The sequence below is a fragment of the Alcanivorax sp. S6407 genome (assembly GCF_023016115.1).
In the GTDB taxonomy this organism is placed as follows: domain Bacteria; phylum Pseudomonadota; class Gammaproteobacteria; order Pseudomonadales; family Alcanivoracaceae; genus Alcanivorax.
In genome coordinates, this window is record NZ_JALKBH010000002.1 from 206,024 (window position 1) to 229,266 (window position 23,243).

Annotated in this window: 17 protein-coding genes and 1 tRNA gene; 5 read left to right on the top strand and 13 right to left on the bottom strand. The window is 57.6% G+C overall.

From position 1 onward, the window contains the following. Window positions 1-215: 215 nt before the first annotated feature. The 10 genes from pelG to MWU49_RS04205 form a co-directional block, all read right to left on the bottom strand. Complete coding sequence (pelG, locus tag MWU49_RS04160) at window positions 216-1,586, bottom strand: exopolysaccharide Pel transporter PelG (protein ID WP_246968541.1); 1,371 nt, start codon at window positions 1,584-1,586, stop codon at window positions 216-218. Next, a complete protein-coding gene (pelF, locus tag MWU49_RS04165; RefSeq protein ID WP_246968543.1) occupies window positions 1,586-3,148 on the bottom strand; it encodes a GT4 family glycosyltransferase PelF in 1,563 nt (520 codons plus the stop codon). The genes pelG and pelF overlap by 1 nt, the downstream gene beginning before the upstream one ends. Then, window positions 3,129-4,136 carry a hypothetical protein gene (locus tag MWU49_RS04170; RefSeq protein ID WP_246968544.1) on the bottom strand — a complete coding sequence of 336 codons (1,008 nt, stop codon included), beginning with the start codon at window positions 4,134-4,136 and terminating at the stop codon, window positions 3,129-3,131. The genes pelF and MWU49_RS04170 overlap by 20 nt, the downstream gene beginning before the upstream one ends. Then, window positions 4,129-5,460 (bottom strand): PelD GGDEF domain-containing protein, encoded by a 1,332-nt coding sequence (locus tag MWU49_RS04175; RefSeq protein ID WP_246968545.1) that lies wholly within the window; start codon window positions 5,458-5,460, stop codon window positions 4,129-4,131. The genes MWU49_RS04170 and MWU49_RS04175 overlap by 8 nt, the downstream gene beginning before the upstream one ends. Next, window positions 5,460-5,972: a hypothetical protein gene (locus MWU49_RS04180; RefSeq protein WP_246968546.1), complete on the bottom strand. Its 513-nt coding sequence runs from the start codon at window positions 5,970-5,972 to the stop codon at window positions 5,460-5,462. The genes MWU49_RS04175 and MWU49_RS04180 overlap by 1 nt, the downstream gene beginning before the upstream one ends. An 11-nt stretch (window positions 5,973-5,983) precedes the next feature. After that, the gene (locus tag MWU49_RS04185) at window positions 5,984-8,755 is read right to left on the bottom strand and encodes a tetratricopeptide repeat protein (protein WP_246968548.1); all 2,772 of its coding nucleotides are present in this window, start codon (window positions 8,753-8,755) and stop codon (window positions 5,984-5,986) included. Beyond that, window positions 8,755-9,606, bottom strand: a complete 852-nt coding sequence (locus MWU49_RS04190; RefSeq protein ID WP_246968550.1) for a tetratricopeptide repeat protein — start codon at window positions 9,604-9,606, stop codon at window positions 8,755-8,757. Before MWU49_RS04190 ends, MWU49_RS04185 begins: the two co-directional genes overlap by 1 nt. Beyond that, window positions 9,590-12,364, bottom strand: a complete 2,775-nt coding sequence (locus MWU49_RS04195; protein WP_246968552.1) for an endo alpha-1,4 polygalactosaminidase — start codon at window positions 12,362-12,364, stop codon at window positions 9,590-9,592. The genes MWU49_RS04190 and MWU49_RS04195 overlap by 17 nt, the downstream gene beginning before the upstream one ends. Window positions 12,365-12,482: 118 nt before the next feature. Then, window positions 12,483-13,055: an HNH endonuclease gene (locus MWU49_RS04200; protein ID WP_246968555.1), complete on the bottom strand. Its 573-nt coding sequence runs from the start codon at window positions 13,053-13,055 to the stop codon at window positions 12,483-12,485. A 298-nt stretch (window positions 13,056-13,353) separates the two neighbouring features. Next, window positions 13,354-14,073: a DUF3047 domain-containing protein gene (locus tag MWU49_RS04205; protein ID WP_348646689.1), complete on the bottom strand. Its 720-nt coding sequence runs from the start codon at window positions 14,071-14,073 to the stop codon at window positions 13,354-13,356. An 18-nt stretch (window positions 14,074-14,091) separates the two neighbouring features. Here MWU49_RS04205 and MWU49_RS04210 point away from each other — a divergent pair, with 18 nt between their 5' ends. Both MWU49_RS04210 and MWU49_RS04215 read left to right on the top strand, forming a co-directional pair. Continuing rightward, the gene (locus MWU49_RS04210; protein WP_246968558.1) at window positions 14,092-15,687 is read left to right on the top strand and encodes a choline dehydrogenase; all 1,596 of its coding nucleotides are present in this window, start codon (window positions 14,092-14,094) and stop codon (window positions 15,685-15,687) included. Window positions 15,688-16,237: 550 nt separating this feature from the next. After that, window positions 16,238-17,896 (top strand): hypothetical protein, encoded by a 1,659-nt coding sequence (locus tag MWU49_RS04215; RefSeq protein ID WP_246968561.1) that lies wholly within the window; start codon window positions 16,238-16,240, stop codon window positions 17,894-17,896. 162 nt (window positions 17,897-18,058) lie between these two features. Here the strand turns inward: MWU49_RS04215 and MWU49_RS04220 are convergent, their stop codons facing one another. Further along, entirely contained in the window at window positions 18,059-19,558 is a 1,500-nt protein-coding gene (locus tag MWU49_RS04220) for an adenylate/guanylate cyclase domain-containing protein (protein ID WP_246968564.1), read from the bottom strand. Window positions 19,559-19,762: 204 nt separating this feature from the next. Between MWU49_RS04220 and MWU49_RS04225 the strand changes: the two genes are divergently transcribed. The 3 genes from MWU49_RS04225 to MWU49_RS04235 all read left to right on the top strand — a co-directional run bounded on the left by MWU49_RS04225 (window position 19,763) and on the right by MWU49_RS04235 (window position 20,983). Continuing rightward, complete coding sequence (locus MWU49_RS04225) at window positions 19,763-20,320, top strand: nitroreductase (RefSeq protein ID WP_246968566.1); 558 nt, start codon at window positions 19,763-19,765, stop codon at window positions 20,318-20,320. Next, window positions 20,317-20,754 carry a YiiD C-terminal domain-containing protein gene (locus MWU49_RS04230; RefSeq protein WP_246968568.1) on the top strand — a complete coding sequence of 146 codons (438 nt, stop codon included), beginning with the start codon at window positions 20,317-20,319 and terminating at the stop codon, window positions 20,752-20,754. Before MWU49_RS04225 ends, MWU49_RS04230 begins: the two co-directional genes overlap by 4 nt. Before the next feature lie 141 nt (window positions 20,755-20,895). Next, a tRNA-Ser gene (locus MWU49_RS04235) sits at window positions 20,896-20,983 on the top strand. 813 nt (window positions 20,984-21,796) lie between these two features. Here MWU49_RS04235 and MWU49_RS04240 read toward each other — a convergent pair. Both MWU49_RS04240 and MWU49_RS04245 read right to left on the bottom strand, forming a co-directional pair. Beyond that, window positions 21,797-22,078, bottom strand: a complete 282-nt coding sequence (locus tag MWU49_RS04240; protein WP_246968570.1) for a hypothetical protein — start codon at window positions 22,076-22,078, stop codon at window positions 21,797-21,799. A gap of 108 nt (window positions 22,079-22,186) precedes the next feature. Then, a complete protein-coding gene (locus MWU49_RS04245; protein WP_246968572.1) occupies window positions 22,187-23,203 on the bottom strand; it encodes an AraC family transcriptional regulator in 1,017 nt (338 codons plus the stop codon). Between the last annotated feature and the right edge of the window lie 40 nt (window positions 23,204-23,243).

Below are 23,243 nucleotides of genomic sequence, written 5' to 3' on the forward strand. Positions count from 1 at the left end.
ACCGCGATTGGGGCTACGAGCTGGGAACTGCAAGGAAGATCAAAAACAAACCAGAGTACAATCCAGGGGTGGCATTTGATTTTCCTCGTAGCTCGTAGCTCGTCGCTCGTAGCTCAAATCGCTTGCAAGCACGCTCCCACAAATGGACAACGAAAGCCTCAGCAACGGACACCATGCCTTGGGTGCGTGTTGCATGTTGCGTGTTGCGTGTTGCGTCACTGCAACATGAACGTGATGTATTCCAGTTCGTTCATCTTGCGGTTCACCAGCCACAGCCCCACCAGCACACACACCGCCAGCGCAGCCATGTAGCCATAGCCGAAGAATTGCGGGCCGAGATCCAGGCTGATGGCGGTGAAGATGATGTTGAGCACCAGGAACAGGCCTGAGAGCAACACCAGCATGCGCCGCTGATCCAGGTAGCAGAACACGTTGATGATAGCGAGGAACACCACCTGCAGGGTGGCCGCCACCAGCTGCACTTTCAGCAAGGGAAGGTAGAGTTCGGAAATTCCCAGAGCCGCAAAGATCTGGGCGCCGGTGGCCATGATCACCAGCGCGGCGATGGCCTGGATCTTGAGGATCTGGAAGATCCCCTGACGGATCACAAACACCATCTGGTTGCGCATGTCTTCGATATAGGACAGAGAGCCCCCGCCACGCACGGCACCATAGAAATTGTTGTAGTACTCCACGAAGTCCGTTTCCATTCTCACCAGAAATACGGCCATGCCGGGAATCAGTGACAGATAGGAAAGAAACACGGGAATGTCGTAAATCAACGAGGAGCGCAATGGACCGATCACTTCGCTGCCGGTACCGGAGAAGTACCAGAACATGACCTTGTCCGCCCATACTCCGGCGTTGTAGAAGAAACCGACAAACAACAGGGACACAAACAGGTATTTACTGCTGAACAATTCGAAGGACACGATCCGCGTAGACGGATAGCCGCGCACGATCATGACCAGCATGCCCGTCAGCAGGGACACCTGCCCCAGCAGGAAACCCAGCAACAGCCCTTCCAGATTCAGGAAGCGCAGCCAATAGGCGGCAAGCACGGTAATGGAATAGCCCAGCCCATACAGCCACAGAATCGCCTTGTACTGCTTCATCCCTGACAGAAAGATGGTGGCGATCCAGATATTGCACAACACCACAAAGCAGGCCACCAGCAAAGCCCGGAACAGAATACTTTCGGCCGGGAACATGAACATCACCACAGCCAGGCCCAACAGACCAGCCACCGCGGTCAGCAACAGGGTCACGCCCCCGAAATTGGGCAGGATCAGTTCTTCATGTTTCTCAAATGCCCGGTCCGCACAGAAGCGCGTGAACGCCAGCTGCAGCCCGCCGGTAAGCACCAGGCTGGTGGCAATCAGGTAGGTGACGGACACCTGAAACTGGGCCACCGCCACATCCGGAATCACCGTGCCCAGGCTGAAGATACCGATAATCAGGATGCCAATAATCGACAGCACCCAGGGGCCGGAGCTGATCACACCGGCGTAGGTATAGGCACGGATCAGACCCAGCAGGGTATCCTTGCGCAGCAGCTTGCGTAGTTCGAAGCCAATGCCTGCCATTAGCGACGCCCTCCCTGCTGTGTCTGGGCGGCCTGCTCCACCGCGCCACTGCGGGCCATCAGACGACGGTACAACTTGCGGTAGCGGGAGAACATCAATTCCTGGGTGTACAGCGCCTCCACCCGGCGGATGCCGGATTGCTGGGCGGCAACCCATGCCGGCTTGTCAGTCAACAGACGGGTAACCGCCTTGCCCAGACCCTCCGGATCCGCAATTCCGACGATCTCTCCGGCCTTGCCCAGCGCTTCATCTTCAGGCCCCAGCCCCTCGATCAACTGCCGACACGACCCCACATCAGTGGAGACCGTGGGCACACCGGCGGCAAAGCCCTCCAGGATGACCAGCGGCAAGGCTTCACTGATGGAGCTGAGCACCAGCACACCGACCCTCGGCAGCAAGGTATCAATCTTCTGGAAACCCAGAAATTTGACGTTCTTTTCCAGCCCGAGACTGGCCACCAGACCGCGGCATTCCTGCGCGTATTCGCTATCTTCATCTTCTGGCCCGGCAATCCAGCCCTGGGCATCCGGGATATCATTGACCACGGTACGCATGGCGCGCAGGAAGGTTTTCACATCCTTGATCGGTACTACCCGACCAATCAGGCAGGCCACCTTCGGCACTTCATCGCCTCGCGCTTCACGGACTTTTTCCAGCCGGGGCAAATCAATGCCATTGGGGATATTGCAGGTTCTTACCGCAGGAGCCCCATCGAGTACCTGTCGCTCACGGTTGCGTTCATAAAGCGCCACAATCTGATCGGACGCCAGATAACACTGCTTGCCCAGCTCGGTGAAAAAGTTCACCCACTTCTCGCGAAAGTAGGCCATCTCCGCGTTGTTCTTTTCCACCAGCCCGCGGTTATCCCTGATCCACTCACTCTGGAACAGATCGATCTTTCTTTCCTTGGTATAGATGCCGTGCTCGGACAGCAACAGAGGCCTGCCGGTGCGATGCTTGAGCAAGGCGCCAAGAAAACCGGCATAACCGGTGGAAATGGTGTGATAGACCTTGGCGGGAATCAGGTTGTCGGCAATGTCATTCAACGCCCAAATGGGGGAATGCATGATGCGTACGGTCCAGAAGTAATCCACGAAAGAAGGATCGCGACTCTGTTCCCGATAGCAGCGGGAAATGTAATCCCAGCTGGCACGGCTACGCATGAAGGAATCTTCCGAGAGTTTCTTGCCATCACCCAGTTCGCTGACAATTTCCTCGAGCATGGCCACTTTCTGCTCCGGATGCTTGCCGCTTTTTACCAGCTCATGAAACTGGCCCACCTTTTCATAGGCGCAGGCATCCCCCTTCATGGGCCGCTTTTCTGCGCCCCGTTGCAGATTATGCAGATAGTGGGTTTCCAGATGCACCACATTGTCCGGCAGCTCATATTTCATGGAGCCATAATCTTCCGGCCGGCTGCCGATGAAACAGCAGGCAAACGTGTATTCGGGAAAACCCCGAATCATCTGGTTGACCCAACTGGACACCCCGCCGCTGACAAACGGAAAGGTGCCTTCGAGCAACAGGCAGATGTCAGCTTTGTCAGCGGTGGGAAAGCCCATTACCTCTCCAGTATTCAACGGATTTATTGAGATGAGTGAACTGGCTGTTATCGGAAATTTCACTCATCAGGCGGCGCACCAGCGGAAACTGGCGTCGCACCATGGCAATCTCTGCCAGCCACGGATTGACCTGATTCGGTGACAGTCCGAGACGACGGGAAAACACCAGCGACTGCTGGGCTTCACCGATACTTCCCTGAGCCAGCTGGATACGACCTCGCAGCACCCACAAACCCGCATCCTGCGGTGATTCCATCAATGCCATATCGGCATAATAGGCGGCCTTCTCCAGGGTAAGCGTGCGGATATCACCCCGTACCAGATCCTGATAATTCAGCTCCCAATAAAGCTCTGCAAGACGACGGGCGAGACCGTAACGCCGTGACTTTTTTGCCCGCTCAAGCAACTGCAAAAGGCGGTCAATATCGCGGGTGATGGCTTTTTCCTTCTGATCGAGGATGCCATAGGACAAAAGACGAACGTCTTCATAACGATCGCCCAGAGATTCGCGCAGGAACTTGCTGGTGACACGGGCAGGCATGTCCTTCAATACCAGCATGCCCTGCATCCGCAGCGCATCCGGAGAGTCATCACTGGACAACAGGCTCTGAATATCAATCTGCCTGAAAGTGCTGCCGGTGGCAGCCTGTACCGGCGTGTAATATGGCGCGTCCACCAGCAGGAAGGGGCGTTCACGAAAGATGGCAGGCAACCAGACGCCCACCACCACACCACCCAGAATAGTGAACAGCCCGATGGCGGGAATAAAAAAGGCAAACCCGAAAATCAGCATCAAAGACAGGATTTTCGGAGTACGGAAACGCAGCGGCAGAAAACGCCACGCCACTATGGACATGAGTGCCGACGCCAGCCCATGGGCAAGCAGATAGGCGATGAAGTGCCCGGCAGAGGTGTCTTCGCTCAGTAACAGCATCAGCGAAGCCATTTCCGAGCTGATAGCCATGAAGAGCAGTTTGAAATTAGACACCGCCTGCCTCCAGTAGCTCGACAAGCTGGATATTGGTGGGCCGGGTATCCATGTGACGATAGAAGAACTGAACACCGGCCTGGCGCAGGCTGATAAAAGCAAATTCATCCTGCAGCCACTGCTCGGTGCGCAACACAAAGCCTTCGAGGCCGGACACCCCGGTCATGGGCATCATGATCAGCAGGGTACGATCCGATATCCACCAGGCCAGATCCAGGCTGCGCAATCCCCGCGCCAGAGCATCCAGAATCAAGCCAGCCTGTTCGCTGTCGTCTGCCACAAACAGGGTCAGCGACGTTTCCACCTTGCCTTCTTCACGAAGACGACCCAGAGCTACCAGTTCCCGCGCCATCTGGAATGGGAGTTCCGGCCACTGCTCCAGTAACGCTCTGGTATCCTTGCCGGCATAAACCACATCGGCATAGAAATTCAGCAGTACCGACAGCAGCTGCAAGTTTTCGTAATTCACCGACAGGAACGGCATGCGTTCCACTGCCAGCATGCCGATCACCTTGCCGGCGCTGTTGGAGACCGGTGCAGCAACGATGTAGGCACCATGGTAATTCTCTTCACCCTCTTGCTGGACATGGGCCAGCAACTGATTCTCCAGGGCATGGGCCAGCAGCTCGTTGTTCTTTTCCAGAGGCTTGTTCTCCCCCAGCAGTGCCGCAGGGGTATCACTAATGACGCCATCATGGCAGGGATACAGCGCCGCCCGCTGCAACTGGCAATATTCAGCCAGGATACCAAGCAGATCGTCCCCACCAGGCAGGGTGGCATCGTTACTTTCTTCCAGCGCCAGGGTGCGTAGCCGAAACAGGGCATCACGCACCGTATAGGGCTTGGTCAGCAGATTTTCTTCCAGCCGGTCATGGGACAGACGCAGCAGAACAAAACGCTGAGTCAGGTTTTGCAGCCGCTCGAGGGAATAACTGGCAGCACTGTCGGCACGCATCATCCGCACCCGCCAGAGATCGGAAAACTCCCCGGCGACCAGAGTGAAGATCAGGCCTCCCAGCATGGCGCCTTCCGGAAACGGCTGCTGCCCATACACACCAAAGGTATTGAGCAGGAACCAGCTACCGATCAGACACAGCATGGCCCATACGCCCACCAGACCGCCGTAGCGCATGGCAATCACCAATGGCACCAGCATGATCCAGTGGAACTCGGCAGTCAGCGTCATGGGATCGTCCGGGCGTAACCACAGCCCGATGCCCACAGTTGCGGCCGTCAGCAGTACTGTCTCCAGCATGGACCAGCCCACCCTTACGGACGGGGACAGCCACTGCGTCAGTTTGCCGTTGGCGACCCGTTCCAGCATCAGTCCACTACCGGCTTGATGAGTTTGTCGATGACTTTCTGACCGATCTCACTGAGCGAATCACGCGCCCAACCGGCTCGGGAGGCGGTACCGCTGTAGACGACCTTACCGGAAGGCAGTTCACGGATTTCCAGCATCACGCCAACGGCAGGCTCACCATCCACGCCAGTCTTGTAACGCCACTCATGCACCACCCCGCTCACCACGTAACGGGCATTCTGGGTAGCGACCCACTGTGCCATCTTGTTGCGGCTGGCACTGGAAGAGGCTTCAAACAGTACGCCGGCGCTATCGGTTTCCGGATAGACTTCTACCTGCGCCACGCCACGGCGATACAGCACTGCTTCGACGATGGCCGAGGCCCGCAAGCCCGCTTGCGGAGTCGCGGTACGATTAACCAACGGCAGAACCAGCCAGGTCCCCTCCCCTGACAGATTGACGCCCTTGCTGCTGCGGACATGGGTGCATCCCGCAACTGCGATCATCAGCATCACTGCGATGAGAACTCTCATGACATTGCTCCCTAATAGTAAATTCGATATTCCAGTGCCGCCCGGTAGCTATCTTCATCACTACCACCGGTATTCAATTGCCGCTCCAGCAACAACTTCCAGGCATCACGGCCGATCAATGGGCCTTCGATACCCAGCCGCCCGTTGACGCCATCCTCAAACAGGCTGTTCTCGCTGTAACCAATCTCCGCCCAGGCCTGAAGCCGGTGCGGACGAATGTGAATATCCGCCGAGCCCAGCAACAACATCACCTCTGTCTGGTCGTAATCCTGGGGAATGGCGGCGGCGGATTCCCCAACAGGAATAAACTGTCTGACATCGCCCATGCTGAGGCGCTCTTCGGTAAAGTCAGCGCGGGTATGGATAACGCGAATGCCCGGAGAGAAACGTGATAACCAGGGGCGCCAGCTGCTCTCGATATTGACTATGCGCCCGTCACCCAGCACCTCATCATTGAGGTCGTGATACTGGTAATCCGCCAGATCCACCCGATTCTGCCAGGTGCGGGTCGGGTTCCAGTCCAGTGCTAGCTTATGCCCGGTGCGGGATGCGCCCAGAATCAGCAGAGACGATTCATCTGACGGCATCCTCCACTGATACTGCAATCCCAACGACCAGTCCCTGAGCACCGCTGCCGTCATCTCCAGTGCAGCCATGCTTTCTTCGTTTTCCAGCAGGGTTCGCTGGCCCACATAGAATTCGTGCTGGTAACGGGCCCTGCGATAATTCCAGAACGCACCGATTCGGGTTTCCTCTTCATCAATAATCAGCAGCGTCTCATCATTGCTGCTGAAACGCCGCTGATTCACTTGCACGGCGAACTGGCTGAAGCGCCCTGCTGGCTGGTACTGGGTGAACAACCATTCCTCGATATCCAGCGCGCCAATGCGTTGTACTCCGGCATCCAGCTGTGAGGAACGCGAAAGCGGTAAAAGCAGCTCCTCCTGCTCGTTGTAACGGCCGGCCAACTCGGGGGCCTGATGCTGCAACAGGGCATAGGTGGCAGCCGCCATGGCGGGTTCATCGAGCTGCAACTCCACATCCAGTTTTTCCTGTCTGGAGAGACTCAAACCATAACGATCACGGGCGCGTGCCACACCGTCCATGTCGTATTCCAGGGACGCATACGCCAATGCCGTTCCGCCCTGAAGTTCACCATTCGCCTGCAGCTTGCGCAGGTACCAACCGAGCGCAAGCTCCTGGCTGGTTTGCAGCTGTGACCATTGCGCCAGCCATTCAGCCTTTTCTGCGTCGTCCAGCTGGCCTGAAGCGTTGGCAACGGCGTTGGCCCGATTCAATGAGGCATCGCCATTCTCGAAGTACTGGCTGAGCGCCTGGATCATGTAGATGTATTCGCTGGCCTGGTCCTTCTCTACTCGCTCCGGCTGGTTTTCCCACAGGTGCCGCAATACCGGCCAGGCCTCATCAGTACGCCCGGCTGCCATCAAGGTCTGTGCATACTGCCACTGTCGGGTCCAGTCCCGGGGGGAGCGCTGCAAAATGGCTTTCTGGTAACGCAGCGCCGCCTCGGTATCCCCCAGCAGCAAATAGGACGCCGCATAGGCCTCCCAGTAGCTACTGCTGCGACGAGCCTCATCTTCCCAGGCACGCAGACTGCGACGCAGAATGTCCTTGTTGCCTGCTGCCACATGCAGCCACAGCCAGCTGATTCGCGATTCACGATCATCCGGCGCCAGAACAAGTGCCTGACGCAGCGAACGGCGCGCTTCGTTATGACGGTTGTTACGTTGCTGGAAAGCGGCCTGGAACTGCATGAAAGGCGGATATTGCTCCAGGGTTTGCCGCTGCTCACCACTCAGCTGATCAAGAAAGACCTGCACGCCGATGTTGTCGCCTCGATCTTGCAGGGCATACAGCACCCCCACCGCAAGAGCAGGATCCTCCAGCTTTCGCCAGGCCCGGGACATCAACGCCACCATTTCATCCCGGTCCCGGTAACGGATCAGATTGATATAGGTGTAGAGATCAGGAATGGTGTCATCGTCATGGGCAATGAGCTTTTCATAGTTTTCCTGGGCCAGATCCCAGCGCCCTTGCTCGGCGGCCATGACTGCCAGCTGACGGGTGATCAGCGGGGAATAGTCCAACCCTTGCGCATCCTTTGACAGGTTATCCAGCGCGGCATCACGATCACCATGCAGCCATTGTATCCGTGAAGCATGCAGCGCCATGTCGTGCTGCGGGCCATACCGATCCATGTAGTTTCGGGCGTATTGTGCCGCCTGCTGATCTGCCCCCTGATTCAGGGAAAGCAACATCATCTGCCTGAGGGCTGGTCGGCTTGGGTAACGACGGTTCCAGTCCCGGAAAAACGCCACACCTTCGTCCGGCTGACCCAGCAATTCATATTCCCGGGCAATTTTTTCAATCAAGGCCGCATCCCGCGGGTTGTCACGGAGGGTTTTCTGGTACGCCTCCAGCATCAAGCGGTTATCGTAGACAGCCGGCGCCAACGCCATGACCTCATTCCAGGCCTGGCGGGAATCCGACAGTTCGGCCACCTTGCGCCAGGCTTTCAGGGACGTCTGGGCATCTCCCTGCCAACGTGCTACCTGGGCCAACCGTTCCCACCAGCGCACATCACCCGGCCGCCAGTACAGGGCGTTATCGATGACCTGCCGGGCACGGGCAAGGTTGCCCGCGCCGACAAAGACCTGATAGCTGTCGTTATAGTACGACTCCACATAGGGCTCAGGCTGCTGTTGCGCGTGGCTCTGGCCACTCAACAGCAAGGCAGCAAACAATACTCCACGCCACTTCATCAATTGTTGTCCTCCGGAAGACGGAGCAACAACACGGCATAGTGTTGTGCCTGGGACACATCGGCGCAGGCCAGCGACAGATTCATTAACCGGTACAACACATCCTTGTCCTGCAAAAAGGCCTGGTCACGCTCGCGCATCACACGAACCGCATCCTCATACCTTTCTCCGGCTTGCAGCACTTCCAGTGCAGAGAGAAATGCCGTGCGCCGGGTCGCATAGTCATCACTGGCATCCATGGCCTCCAGGTGAGCTTGCGCCGCTTCCAGGTAGCGGCCCTCTCCCAGCAACAGACGGGCAGAAAGCGCGTGCAGCTTCTCTGCGCCATGGCCATTGACGGCCAACTGGCGGTAGAGACGTACCGCCTGATCCACCAGCCCCATGGCCATGGCCATTTCGGCAGCCTGATCCGCCCTTTCAGCACTCAGACCATTAATATCCAGCCCCTGCAGCCCTTCGCGGGTCCGTGGATACAGAGCCGTTCCCGGGCGTTGTGGCGGCTCGATCGCCATGAGCTGAATAAAGTCACGGCGCAAGGTCAACCAGGCAATTTCCGTTTCGAAGCCAAATTGCTCGCCACGCGGAATCAGCTCCAGCTGGTAAGAAGCCTGCTCATATTCCCCCAGTTCGATCAATTCCCTGGCCAGCAACAAGCGCAGCTCATAGTCATCTGGTTTGGCTTGCAGCCATGCCTTCATGTAGCTGAGGCTCACCGCATCCAGATGGGAATTGCGCAGGATGTCGGAAAGATTGCGCGGAAACACCAGCCAGAAGGTCACCAGAATCACCGTCAACAAAATGGCAAGTTCGGGCAACCGGGCGACACTCAGGCGGTCAGTGCGAACATTCAAGCCGTAGCTCTTCGAGCCCATGCTGCGCACTCCTGTAGTGATAGATGCCGCCACTGCGACGGGTGGGGGAAAGCACTCTGCCGTTGTGCTTCAGCTGGCAGCCGCTGACGTTGGCCAGGGTGAATGACAGAGCATCGTAGCCGAGCAGGGAAAAACGGAACCCGTCGGGCTGTTTCTGAAAGGCTGTCAGGCGGGCATTTGCCTGCTGCAGATACGGGCCCTGTGGCGAAGCAGTGCCTTGCCAGCTGGCTTGCTCACCGACCAGATGAAGATAACGACCGGGCTTGTCCTCGTGGTAACCCGCCACACCTTCACTGCTGGTCATGTCCGGCAGCGGCAGCGCCGTCGGCAGGCGCACGGTGCGCAGCTCTCCGCCGCCACGGACCAGCCAGCGATCGCCTTCACGGGCAATCACCATGTCGTTGAAGTCGAGCACCTTGCGTACATATTCCGACGCAAAAACCGGATGCAGATCCTGTTTTCCTACCCAACGATAGACATCCAGCAACGATTGCAGGGAGGCGTTCTTGCTGGCGATGTAGGTGTGGTAGTAGACGTCCACCGGTTTGAACCGGTGAGGTGTCTCGGTCAATTCGAAGGTCTCGATTACCCGGTTGAAACCGTAGAAAGGCCCACTCCACTCATTGGTATAAATATTTTCATTCTGGTTCGGCGCATACACCTGATACTCCTCACCCTTGGGTAACCCGATGCCTCTGATCAGAGTCCAGGTCGGCGAGCTTCTCGTGATCACGGTGTCACTGCCATTCATGTTAAGCAGGCCATTTTCACGCGCCAGCTTCAGGGCTTCCGGGCTGGGAATGGTATCTCCGCTCCACAGCACCATGCGGGTTTTCTTGCCCGGCGGAAGAAGATTGTCGTCGATATAACGGGTTGAACCGACCACTTCCCGTTCCGAGGTCATGCTGTAATTCGGCACAGGCAGGCGCAGCTGCCCCTCCGGTCCATTCAGCTCGGTGGGATACTCTTCGGCGTCGTACCAGAAGAACGGGTGCGAGTAGGTATGGGTGGCTGCTTCCACATGGGCCAGGGAGAAAATCTGCCGGGCAATGTGCTCCAGTCGCGGCGCCATTTTCGGATACAGGCCCTGCGGCGAAACCTCTGCCTCGATGATAGACACCGTGGTGGGCACCTTGAATTTCTTCAGTACCTCTTCCAGCAACACCAGCGCATCCGGCTGCCCCTGATAGCCTTCCACTTCGGCCAGACTCGGGAAGCCATCCCCGTCAATGTGAGCGAACAACAACCGCTTGCCGTTTTCCGTGGTCACATCAGGAATCGGCATCTCCGGCAATTGCAGGGCATCATGCAGAAAAGTGAGCGGGTTGAGCATCCACCGCTCCAGACCCTTGCCCTCAACCGTGGGCAGGGTGGAACGAATCACATAGGGGTTGAAGGCATACCCCCCCCACTCTGTCATCGCCACCGGCATGTAGTGCTGGGTGCCGGAAACCAGCTCCAGCCAGGGGGTCGTCACCTGGGTGTTGTAGAGCGGCTCCCCCACTGGCATGAAGGCCGGCAAAGGCGCTTCAAACCCCATATCAGGGTGCTGTGTAACCGCCCTGGGCAATTGGCGCGGGTTGTTGCGGCCCTGAAAGCCGAAGATCCCCCCATTGGGGCCCAGTGGATCCACCGCCGGATACCCCACCATGGCAATGGGTACTCCAGCTTCACGCTGGGATACCAGCCAGTCCTCAAAGGCAGGAGAAGCGATGCCATCTGTTTCCAGCCAGGTCATGATGCCCGCGTACCGCCCCTGCAACGCCCCGGACGGCATAGGGTCATCGACACCGAGAATTTCCGGCACCAACCCCTGAAACTGTAATGGCATCAAGCCGTAGCGCACCACATCCGACAATTCCCAGGTACGCTCTTCATTGCCTCCGTGGATCACCAGTACCTTGCGCGGCACCACTTCCCGTATGCCCACGCCCATGCTGTCGATAGCCGGATTGGTAACCCAGGGGATGATGCCATGTGCGGCAATACTTTTAGCCAAACTACGCGCCTGCTCCCGGCCGGCAGGCGGCGCATAATCGATGGCGATGCTGTCGACCCCATAGGTTTCCCGACTTTGACGGAAAGCTTCCAGTAACCAGGCACGATCTGGTTCGGGGATCGCCTGATAAGTCTGCTTGTCCGGTTGCCAGCCCTGGTACAGGGATTCGGCGGCAATGGCGTCAACCTGCGCCGTAATCAGTGGCATCAGTTCAAAGCCGCGGTTGAAGATGAATCGGGCATCAGGAAAGCGCTCACCCACCGCATTGATCAGCGCCGCCAGCCCGGCACGCTGTGCCTGCCTGCCAGGCTCATCCGTCACCGCCAGCTGGTAGCTGTCCAGGGTATCCAGGAAAAAACCGCGATAGCCCTGCTCCCAGAGGGGGGTGAAAACCTCATCGAGGAAGAGTGCACGAAGTTGCGGAGAAGACTGGTCGAGAATAAAGGAACCCCAATTGGGGTTTTTGCCCAATCGCCACTCGGGCTGAATAGCGGAGAAGTAGGCACGTGAGGCGAGCACTTCACCCAGGCTGACATAGGCATAGAAGGATTGATCGCGAAAATCAGCGGGGACGCTGTCTGCCTGCCCGGGTTCCACCACCGGGTAGTCGTACAAAGACAGCTCTGCCCAGGGAATGGCATCCCCGTAATAGAAAGCTGCAGCGGAATCAGGCGCTGTCGCCCCCCTGCTGGAGAGAGCAAAAAAGGTCAGGCCCAAAAGTATCATCAACCGGTACAAACGTGCGCCCCTTCACATTATCCCTGTGACGTGTGCGCGTTTTATACAGGAAATATCCCTTAGGGGGGACATACATTTGTCTAACAAAATGAAAAATAAGGTTACATCATCGGCTAATTCATACTAAAGCATGAGCAAGACGACTTTCCTTGCCAAACTGGGGCCGCAGAAAATCCATCTGGTCTCCGCGGATGCGGTGACTGTTAATCAAAGCCAGATATTCCGCCATGTTGGGCACGTAGGGCAGCGCCAACAATTCCATCTCGATTGCCTCCAGCCGCCGACTCCCCTTGCGCTGGTTACAGCGCCGGCAGGCCGACACCACATTGGACCAGATATCTCTCCCTCCACGGGAGGTGGGCACAATGTGGTCACGGGTGAGGGCCCGTTCCGGGAACGGCTTACCGCAATAAAGGCAGAGTTGCTGGTCGCGGCGAAACAGCGCGCGGTTGGTCAGTGGCGGGGCCTGTCGTCGGTGACCATGAATCACCCCGTCGCAGGCGATGATGGAATGCAACTCCAGAGAGGAACGCTCACCGGTATGCCGGCATATCCCCCCCCGGGGCCGATAAATCACCTCACCCAGCGTCCAGGTGACCAGCCCCCTTGCATACAGTGTGGCGGCCATCTGCCAGTCCAGCCATTCAATCGGGGTGCCCCCCTTGTCCAGCCTCAGGATGCGTTCACTCATGGGCAAGCTCTCCAGTGCCATTGTTTTTCGAACGAGACAGATTTGGAAGAAATGGGGTCGATAGCGATAGTAAGCATGCAGTGATGACGGTTCGGCGACAGCCGGAACCGGAAAAAACGGAGAAGCGGAGACAGGGAAGCCGGCAGACGGTGTCTGGGAAGGGAGAGCCTGGTCGTTGCGAACCAAACAACACTATCGCCATGCCTTTGCTGTGGAATCTGTGGTTAACCTGCCTCGACAGCCTAACCACAGACGCTCAAATAATAACCAGCGCAGCGCTGTGCTCGCAACCCGGTAGTTATGGCCGGGGGCGGAATGCAGGTAAACGGTAGCAGGCAGACACACTGGATCCGGTGTTATCTCCATCCGTCATGATCGCCACTGCATCCACCGACGCCACCTCCAGTTGGTGGAAGCGTCGAAAATCCTCACGCACATTCCGGGAAAAGCTTTGCCATCCCGGTGCCGGCCCCGGGCCTTGCACCACCACCATGTGAGCCTGGCCTGCAAACGGATTGGGCCAGTGGCTGCCCGCGGGATATTGGCGGGACCAGACATAATTGATGGCCCGGGTCTGCCACGGTAGCCAGCCTTTGCGGATCACATAGACCCGGGCCTGAAAGTCATCACCCTCTTTGCGCTTTTCATCCACGGCCGGCCAGTCAGTCATCGCTGGCGCCTTCCACTGCCAATGCAGCCAGGGAGAAGCCGCCAGATTCACCTCTTCTTCTAACACCAAGCCAGACGCACTACCCGACGCGTGTGCCTGCCAGCAATCTGCCTCAGCGTCGAATTGGTACTGCGTTTCTCCTGCAAATCGCACCGACTGCCAACCCTCGGGGACCTGTGAAACCGCGGATACCGGCCAGAAGGCCAACGACATCCCGACAGTGATCAGTAAACATTCGACCAGCGGGTCGCTCACAAGCCTCGTTTTCATCGGCTTTTTTCCTAAAATAGACATACTGTTTACGCGGAACAGGCAACACCTTTCCAGCCTGTGCTTTCCGCCTTTCATATTTGTTGAGGACAACCCATGGAGTTTGATTACATCATCGTCGGTGCCGGATCTGCCGGCTGCGTGCTGGCAAATCGTCTTTCAGAAAACCCGGATAACCGGGTCTGCCTGCTGGAAGCCGGGCCTGCGGACAACAGCCTGTTTATCCGCATTCCTGCCGGCATCATCCTGATGATGCGCTCCAACGCCCGCAACTGGCGTTACTACACCGTACCGCAAAAAGCGCTCAACAACCGCCAGATCTATATCCCCCGGGGCAAGACCCTGGGTGGCTCTTCTGCGGTCAATGCCATGTGCTACACCCGCGGCCACAAGTGGGATTACGATCACTGGGCAGAGCTCGGCAATGAAGGGTGGAGTTATGACGAGGTTCTGCCGGTGTTCAAGCGCTCCGAGCACTATGAAGACGGGGAAAACGAATTCCACGGCACCGGTGGCAAGCTGAATATCGCCAACCTGCGCTACTCGCACCCGGTGAGCAACGCCTTCATCAAGGCTGGCGTGGAAGCAGGCCACCCGCAAACCGATGATTTCAACAACGATGTTCAGGAAGGTGTCGGCCTGTACAAGGTCAACCAGAAAGATGGCGAGCGCTGTGGTGTTTCCCGCGCCTACCTTCATCCGGTCATGGACCGTCCCAACCTGACCATTCTCACCAGCTGTCTGGCCAACCGTGTGTTGTTTGAAGGCAAGCGCGCTGTGGGCGTGGAAGTAGAACATAACGGTCAGATCCGAACCCTGAAAGCCAGCCGTGAAGTGATTCTTTCCGGCGGCTCCATCAACTCCCCCCAGGTACTCAAACTGTCAGGCGTGGGCCCGGCTGCCGAGCTGGCCGAACACAATATTCCGCTGGTGCATGATCTGCCTGGCGTGGGTGAAAACCTGCAGGATCACCCGGATGTGTTGGTGGTACACAAGAGTCTGCAACGTGACACTCTCAGTCTGGATCCGCTATCCCTGCTGGTTACCGGCCTGAAAGGCGTGTTTGATTTCTTCTACCGTCGCAGCGGGCAACTTACTTCCAACGTGGCCGAGGCCGGTGGTTTTATCAAATCCCGTCCGGAAGAGCCGATTCCCGATCTGCAGCTACACCTGACTGCTGCCCGTCTCGATAACCACGGCCTGAACCTGGGCTTCAGCATGGGCCATGGATATTCCGGGCACGTCTGCATCCTGCGCCCCAAGAGCCGCGGCAACATTACCCTGCGCGACGCCAATCCCCGCTCTCCGGCCCTGATTGATCCGCGCTTTCTGGAACATCCTGACGACATGGAAGGCATGCTGCGCGGCCTCAAGGAAGTGCGCCGCATCATGGGCCAGGATGCGCTCGCGCAATGGCGCGGCGAAGAAATTTTCCCGGGTAAAGACGTGCAAAGTGACGACGAGCTGCGCGACTTCCTGCGCCGCAAATGCGACAACATTTACCACCCGGTTGGCACCTGCAAAATGGGCAACGACGACATGGCCGTGGTGGACAGCCAGCTGCGAGTGCACGGTCTGGAAGGCCTTCGGGTTATCGATGCGTCCATCATGCCGACACTGGTTGGTGGTAACACCAATGCCCCGACAGTGATGATTGCGGAAAAAGGCGCGGACTTTATTCTGGGGCAGTAATCTTCGTGCCTCAGAATAAAGTGTAGGGCGGAAATCGCCGAAGGCGATCTCCGCCGTTGCCTGGCAGCAAACGGCACCTTTCATCAAGGTCGTTGCCGGCGTGACCGAATCACCTCTCCGAGGCTCGGATCGCCTGCAGTCAGGCTCCTACGGGTTCCAACGAAGACAGGTGCCAGCTGCATCTCAGTTCCTCGCTGTCGCTCGGTTCGCACCTCAAGTTGCGTATTCGCTTCGCTCACCCCTTAGGGGCCGCACTGCGTGCGTTACTCCGCTGCGCTACGTTCCTACAGCAGCTTCGTAGAAATGCAGGAGCTCGGGAACTTTTTGGGTTTTCCTAATCCAATTGCGTGTTGCGTGTTGCGTGTTGCGTGTTGCGTGTTGCGTGTTGCGTGTTGCGTGTTGCGTGTTGCGTGTTGCGTGTTGCGTGTTGCGTGTTGCGTGTTGCGTGTTGCGTGTTGCGTGCCACTTGTCACCTTCCTGTCATCCTTTTTTTTCATACTCCCGCCCATTCTTGTTTTTTCGAATTTTCGCCGAATCCATTGGGGGGTTTATGGTGGATGCAGTTTCGTCACCGCGTGCACAACTGGTTGAGTTGCTATGGCAACTCAAACAGAATTTTGATCAGGAAAATGACAGCAGCCTGCGCTTTGTTCATTTCAATACGCTACTCAACGACCCGGTTTACCGGGCAGAAATCATCAAGCGCGCCACACAGAGTGACAATCGCAAGATCCGGGCGCTGGGCCAGAAACTGCAACAGGCCAACCGCGACGGCGTATTGCTCAACAAGAAACCCGGCGCTGGCAAGCCCACCCCACCGCTGACCAATCCGGACATCGCGGAAACCCTGAACCAGAACGTTACTTCGCAGCGCAAGAGCCACAAGCACAGGGGCACCTACACCTGGTTGGCACTGGCCGCGGTGATGCTCGGCGTGATTGGCTTCTTTGCCTACAGACCACTTCATGAGGCGCTTGCTGGCCGTCATGTGGTGCAGGGATCACTGACCGGCGCTCACACCTGGACGGCCAATACCACCTGGATTCTCGATGGTATCGTCTATGTGGAGGGCAACAGCAGCCTGACCATCGAGCCCGGCACCCGCATTGAGGGCAGGCCAGGATCGGCACTGGTCATCACCCGCGATGCCACCCTTTTTGCCCGCGGCCAGCAAAATGCGCCTATTGTCTTCACCAGCAATCAGGCGCCAGGCACCCGCACTCCCGGTGACTGGGGTGGTGTTGTTCTGCTTGGCAGTGCCCCGGTAAATGTGGCGAACGCACAAATTGAAGGCATTCCCCACGGCGATACCCGCGGCCAGTTTGGCGGCCGCGATGCGGAATCCTCCTGTGGAGTAATGGAATACACCCGTATTGAATATGCCGGCTTCGAGGTCTACGCCAATAATGAACTTAACGGCTTGACCCTGGGTGGCTGTGGCAGCAATACCATCGTTCGCAACGTACAGGTTCACCGCGCACTGGATGATGGCATTGAAGTGTTTGGTGGCACCGTCAACCTGAAACATATCGTGATTACCGGGGCCGGCGATGACTCACTGGACTGGGATATGGGCTGGCGCGGCAATGTTCAGTTCCTGGTGGCGCAGCAACACCCCAACCTGGGCGATAACGCGTTTGAAGGTGACAACCTGAAAGCCAACCCGGACGCCACTCCCATATCAGAACCGACGCTCTACAACCTGACCCTGATCAGCCCCCGCAGCCATGAAAAATACCACCGAGCCATGACCCTGAAGGTCGGCACCGGCGGGCATTTCCATAACGTGATCATTGATGGCTTCTCCGGTGAGACCATTGATATCAAAGGCAGCGAGACCGTGGAAAGGATCACCAATGGCCAACTGACTTTCAACAGCATGATGGTGCATAAAGTGGGCAGCCGCGGCCTGACTTTCTTCGATGCAGAAAACCTGGACAGCGATGATGATGGAGGCTTCGACGAGAGACGCTACTTCCAGAGCAGCGCCATCAGCGCGCAGTTCGGGACAGACCCGCTACTCACCCGCGATGCCTACAGCCTGTCACACCCGGACTTCGCGCCCAGCGCCCGCTCCCCGGCCCGCAACGGTGCAAGCCCGATCCCCCAGGGGGAGTTCTGGGACGAAGCCGCAGACTACCTCGGCGCCATCCGCCCGGGCAGCGCGCAGAACTGGACCGACGGCTGGACAAGTTATCCGTTGAATTAAAAAAGCGGCAAGCCGCAAGCTAAAATCAAAAAAGCCACGCCCATGGGCGTGGCTTTTTCATTAAAGAGCCTCTGAATAACTCTCAGCGCGGAGCAACAGCATCTCTCGTTAAGGTAGGCATTTCCTCGCGTTGTAGCTTGCAGCTTGAAACTTGTAGCTCCTTCAAACCCGCACCTGCGTCTGCACCCGCTTCGCCGCACGCCCCATCATGTCGATGATGCGGTCGCGTTCGCGCTTTTTGATGGCCTTGCTGTCCACATGCAGGCTGAAGCCTTCGGCTTCGTAGTTCACCGCCACGGCAATTTCCTTTTTCAGTTCCGTGGCAGAACGGGCCAAGGTCTTGAGGATGGTGTTCTTGTCGAAATTACGGATCCGTTCCACATCCAGGTGGATACCGAAACCCGCAGTCTGGGCAGAAACATAGCGGTTCTTTGCACCAGCATCTTTCTTCGCCCCCATGGCCTCGAACACCGGAATGGGACGATTAAAGCCTTTTACCTGAATGTCGCCCATGTTGCGGCACTGGATACGATCCTTGACCAGCTCCTGGGTGGCTTCCGAAATCAGCACCCCGCCTGGACGACAGGCAGATTCCAGTCGGCTGGCCAGATTCACATCGGTACCCAGAATGGTGTAATCCATACGAGAGTCGGTGCCGAAATTGCCCACCGTCACATAGCCGGTGTTGATACCGATACGGATCTCCAGCTTGTGGTCGATGCCCTCTCGCTTCCAGCGCTGACGCAGCAACTTCATCTGCTCCTGCATCTCGATTCCCATCATGACACAGCGGTAGGCATCCTCAATGGCCCCCTCGCTGTTGGGGTCACCGAAGAACACCATCACCGCATCGCCGATGAATTTGTCGATGGTGCCACCATGACGAAGGGCAATGCGGGTCATTTCACTGAGGTAGGAATTGAGCATGCTGGTCAGGGTTTCCAGCGGCAGCTCCTCGGAGATCGCACTAAAGCCCTTGATGTCGGAAAAGAACACCGTGAGGCGCTTTCGGCGGGTTTCCAGTTTGGCATCGCGCTTGCCGGAAAACATAGAGCCCCAGATCTGCGGCGGCAGGTACTTGGCCAGCTTGCGTGACAATTCCACCGCCTGCTGCTGCTGACGCCGCACCAGTTCCTGGGCCTGCTTGAGGTAACGGGCCTGATAGTGGGCAAACGCCGAGGAGGCCCCCACATAGACCCCCAGACCGAGCAGGGAAACCACCGTCATGACGGCCGGTATCGGTTGCTCGGGAGAAATGAACGGAAAGCCCAGCATCATGCCCAATGTAACCGCACCAATGGCGGTCATCAGCAGGTTCAGCAACCAGGGCTTTAGCCCCCCGCTGGCCACGGCATTGGCATGGACGATGATCAACAGCACCAAAGAGGGTACCAGCGCGAAGTGGAGTAACGCACAGGTCATGCCGATGATGAACGCATCCACTTGCATCAGGGCCTGATGGACGAATTTCTCGGGCACATCTCGCCGGTGGCCAACAAAAAGGATTCCCTGCGCCATCAACGGGTACGTCAGCAGACCGGCTATCCCAAGCAGATACAACTCGGGATAAAGCCCCAGCTTGAGCCCCACCACCAACATCATCACCGCTACCAGAAAGGCAAGCAGACGAATGTAGTTGGCCTGACGGCGTGCCCGCTCCATGGGTCCGATCTGTGGACGGCGAGCTTTCTTTTTAGGCGTGGAGGTCATGTGAACCGCTTCACGGAGTTTTTGCGAAGCTTAGCGCGTTCCCATCTAAGAAAAAAGGCTGGCCTGACCAGCGTGATCAATTTTGCCTCTGAATGCGCTGGGTGGGACTGATTTGCGTTTCAGGCTACCATTGCCGCCTCGTTACAGGAGCCATGAATGGACACCATCACCGCCCTCACTACCCGCGTTTCCAGCCCCCGGCTGCAGGAACCCGGCCCCAGCGACAGCCAGCTGGACATGCTGCTGCGTGCCGCCATCCGCGCGCCGGATCATGGCCTGCTGCGCCCCTGGCGCTTTATTGTGCTGAGCGGTGATCAGCGAGAGCGTCTTGGCGACATCATGGAAGCCCAATTACTGGAAGAGCAGCCCCAGGCCGACAAACGGACCCGGGAGATTGCCCGCAACAAGGCCCTGCGTGCCCCCACCATCATCGTTGCCGTGGCCGAGATCACCGAAAACCACAAGATCCCCGCCTGGGAGCAGATGCTGGCAGTGGGTGCGTCGGTACAGAACATGATGCTGGCCGCCTATGAACTGGGCATTGGTGCCATGTGGCGCACCGGTGCCATGGCCAACTCGGATATGGCCAAGAAGAAGCTGGGCTTTGCGCCCAAGGATCAGGTCATTGCCTACCTGTACCTGGGCACCCCGGCCAGCAGCCTGAAAAGCCTGCCAGACGAATCCCCCGCTGACTTTATCCGTGAGCTGCCATGATCTCTCTGGACACCCTGGCCGAACAGGTTCGTGATGCCATTCCCCTGACCCGCCATCTGCATTTCCGCTTTGAGGAATTTGATGGCGACCGCCTGGTGCTCTGCGCCCCTCTGGGGCCCAATCATAATGACAAGGGCACCTTCTTTGCCGGCAGTCAATCTGCCCTGCTGACACTGGCCGGCTGGAGCCTGACCACCCTGCTGGCTCATCAGTGCGACCTCCCGGCGGATGTGGTGGCGGTGGAAACCCAGCTCAAGTACACCCTGCCACTGGACAGCGATCTGCGTATTACCGTAACCACCGAACAACGCCAGCGATTCGAACAACGGCTGGAGGCACGTGGCAAGGCCTCCCTGCGTATCACCGCCGTGGGATGTGGCGATGACGGCAAAACGGTCTGTGAATTCACTGCTGCCTACCTGGCCAGGCGCTAATTTGCTCAAACCCTGAACAACCGGCCCGACAACACTTGCCAGCACCCCCACCCTCCGGTACTCTACGCGCCCTCAATAGTGAGCAAGGCATTCGGCCCACAGGCCCTGCTCCATCACTGCCCGGCAGTGAAAACAGTTTAAGGTGAGGTGTCCGAGTGGCCGAAGGAGCACGCCTGGAAAGTGTGTATACGGAAACGTATCGAGGGTTCGAATCCCTCCCTCACCGCCAATACGAAAAAGCCCCGCAATGCGGGGCTTTTTTTGTGGCTGATCCGCGGCGGCTGCACGCTTCTCGCAACACGCAAAACCGCAGTGGCGCTTTGCTAGCATCGCCAGCCCACCCTCTTCTGCAACCACGTCAGATCCGTGCTGTAGGAGTCCCTTCCAGGGGACGAACCGAGTGCAGCGAGGCGACCGAAGAGAGATTGTTCTTTGCAAGCATGCCTAACCCGGAAATGCCTAATCGCCGTGTGAGTTGAACAGCCAACCATTCGAAACGCGTTTCTGCAATCCTTACCTCGCTTGGGCTCGGATCGCCTGCAGGCAGGCTCCTACAGCTATCTCAAACCTTTGCGCGAGAAAAAGAACGCCAATGCCATCAGCACGGCATCTTCCCCGTTAGAGTGAGTCGAGGAACGGAAGGATCTGGCGGCGTAGAGCAAAAAACCTGTCTGAGCGGAGCGAGTCCTTTTTGCGTCCGCCAGATCCTGAGTACCGGAGTGTGCCTGCGGAGCAGGTCGAACGGAGTCGGGGTGGCGGGGAGTCCAGAGGGGGAGCCAGTTCCCCCTTTGGGCCCGTCCGGCGAGGACACGCACATGTCATAGTGCGATGACATATCAGCAGGCTCGAGTCATGCAGGTGGGAGCCACAGCAAGCGCAGATTCGCACATCAAGTTCCTGAAGTGCTAACAGCGTCTCTGGTATCCATGCCTCGCTCAGGCTCGGATCGCTTGCAGGCAAGCTCCTACAGCGGCTTCGCAGAAATCTCGATGCCCCGGGAGCTTTTCCGGGTTTTATCATCAAATCGAGCGTAGCTCGTAGCTCAACGATTCTTCCAGATCCTTGCCACCGCCTGATCACTGCCCAGCCAGGCAACGATCACGCACACCAGCCCGGCACCGCCGAAGAACACCACCGGGATCAATCCCCCCATCAACCCTGAAGACAGGGTCATGGCCAGCGATCCGGCAGCCAGAATCAGGAACAGGGTGGCCACCCCGGCAAGAATCTTGCGGTAGGACTGGCGGTAAGCATAGACCGTATCATCCTCACCCTCGAACAAAGCGAGAATCGGATAGCAGATTTTTCGCATCAACTCTTTCAAGCGAATCTCCATTGGCAGACAGTGATGCTGTCTGCTTCCAGACAGCAAAAAGGCGCTGAACGCGCCCTTATGATTTTCTTCGTTAGCAATTATCGAGCCGGAACAGAGTCAACCGGCTGCAGCGTCCTCTTCTGCCTTCAGCTTGCGGTACTCAATCGGGGTCATGCCCACCCAGCGTTTGAATGCGCGGTAGAAAGTAGACGGCTCAGAGAACCCGGTGAGATAAACGATTTCGTCGATGGACTCGTCGGTGCCTGCCAGCAGGCGCTTGGCCAGGCGACAACGGTAATCTGCCACCAGCTGGTTGAAGTTGGTGCCGGCGTCGGCAAGACGGGTACGCAACTGGCGCGCCTTGATGCCCAGTCGTTCGGCCACTTCTTCCAGATTGGCATGGCCGGATTCCAGCAGCTCGCCGATCAGACGATTCACCTGAGCCACCAGATCCTGTTTTTCCAGCCGCGCTACCTGCTCGCTGGCCAGCTGCTCATGCAATTGCAGCAGCTCCGGTTCGTGATGCGCAGAAGGCAGGCTCATGACGCTGGCGTCGAAATACATGCCCACGCTGGGCATATCAAATTTCACGCTGCAGTCGAACAGGCGTTGATATTCGTTCAGATCCGCATGGGGAGAGTGGCCGAAATGAATTTCCAGCGGCTCGAAGGCACCATCAGTGACAAAGCGAAAGAACTTGATGATACCCATCATCATGCATTCGTTGAGATGGCTGAGGCGCTTGCTCCAGATCATCTGCTTGAGGAACACCCGCTCGCCTTCTTCGAACAGTTCACCCTGGGCGGCATCTGACAACAAACGCTGATAATCCAGTGCCCGCTTGATACCTTCACCGAAGGTCGGGCTGGAAAGGAACAGGTACTCCAGCACCTGGCCTTTATAGACAGGAATGTGCTCACCCAGATGCAGACCGATGTGCTCATCGCCGGACACTTTTTCCAGTGCCTGCCAGAACCACTCCTGGGCATCATGGGGGGTGCGCAGATCCGGCACCTGAAGAATGGATTTGTCCAGACCGACTTCTGCCAAAACGGCATCGGCATCAATACCGGCGTTTACCATGGCCCTGTAAGCCATGCGCAACAGCACACCGGAATCCGTCATTTCTGCCATGCGTTCGCCTGTTCCCCATAAAAAAAGCTACTCTCAGATC

Bases quoted from the DNA above. Each gene is read 5' to 3' on its own strand.
- MWU49_RS04215 (WP_246968561.1), top strand. From the start codon at position 16,238: ATGGTGGATGCAGTTTCGTCACCGCGTGCACAACTGGTTGAGTTGCTA.
- MWU49_RS04185 (WP_246968548.1), bottom strand. From the start codon at position 8,755: ATGAAGTGGCGTGGAGTATTGTTTGCTGCCTTGCTGTTGAGTGGCCAG.
- MWU49_RS04210 (WP_246968558.1), top strand. From the start codon at position 14,092: ATGGAGTTTGATTACATCATCGTCGGTGCCGGATCTGCCGGCTGCGTG.
- pelG (WP_246968541.1), bottom strand. From the start codon at position 1,586: ATGGCAGGCATTGGCTTCGAACTACGCAAGCTGCTGCGCAAGGATACC.
- MWU49_RS04220 (WP_246968564.1), bottom strand. From the start codon at position 19,558: ATGGAGCGGGCACGCCGTCAGGCCAACTACATTCGTCTGCTTGCCTTT.
- MWU49_RS04175 (WP_246968545.1), bottom strand. From the start codon at position 5,460: ATGCTGGAACGGGTCGCCAACGGCAAACTGACGCAGTGGCTGTCCCCG.
- MWU49_RS04245 (WP_246968572.1), bottom strand. From the start codon at position 23,203: ATGGCAGAAATGACGGATTCCGGTGTGCTGTTGCGCATGGCTTACAGG.
- pelF (WP_246968543.1), bottom strand. From the start codon at position 3,148: ATGGGCTTTCCCACCGCTGACAAAGCTGACATCTGCCTGTTGCTCGAA.
- MWU49_RS04230 (WP_246968568.1), top strand. From the start codon at position 20,317: ATGATCTCTCTGGACACCCTGGCCGAACAGGTTCGTGATGCCATTCCC.
- MWU49_RS04200 (WP_246968555.1), bottom strand. From the start codon at position 13,055: ATGAGTGAACGCATCCTGAGGCTGGACAAGGGGGGCACCCCGATTGAA.
- MWU49_RS04225 (WP_246968566.1), top strand. From the start codon at position 19,763: ATGGACACCATCACCGCCCTCACTACCCGCGTTTCCAGCCCCCGGCTG.
- MWU49_RS04180 (WP_246968546.1), bottom strand. From the start codon at position 5,972: ATGAGAGTTCTCATCGCAGTGATGCTGATGATCGCAGTTGCGGGATGC.
- MWU49_RS04205 (WP_348646689.1), bottom strand. From the start codon at position 14,073: ATGAAAGGCGGAAAGCACAGGCTGGAAAGGTGTTGCCTGTTCCGCGTA.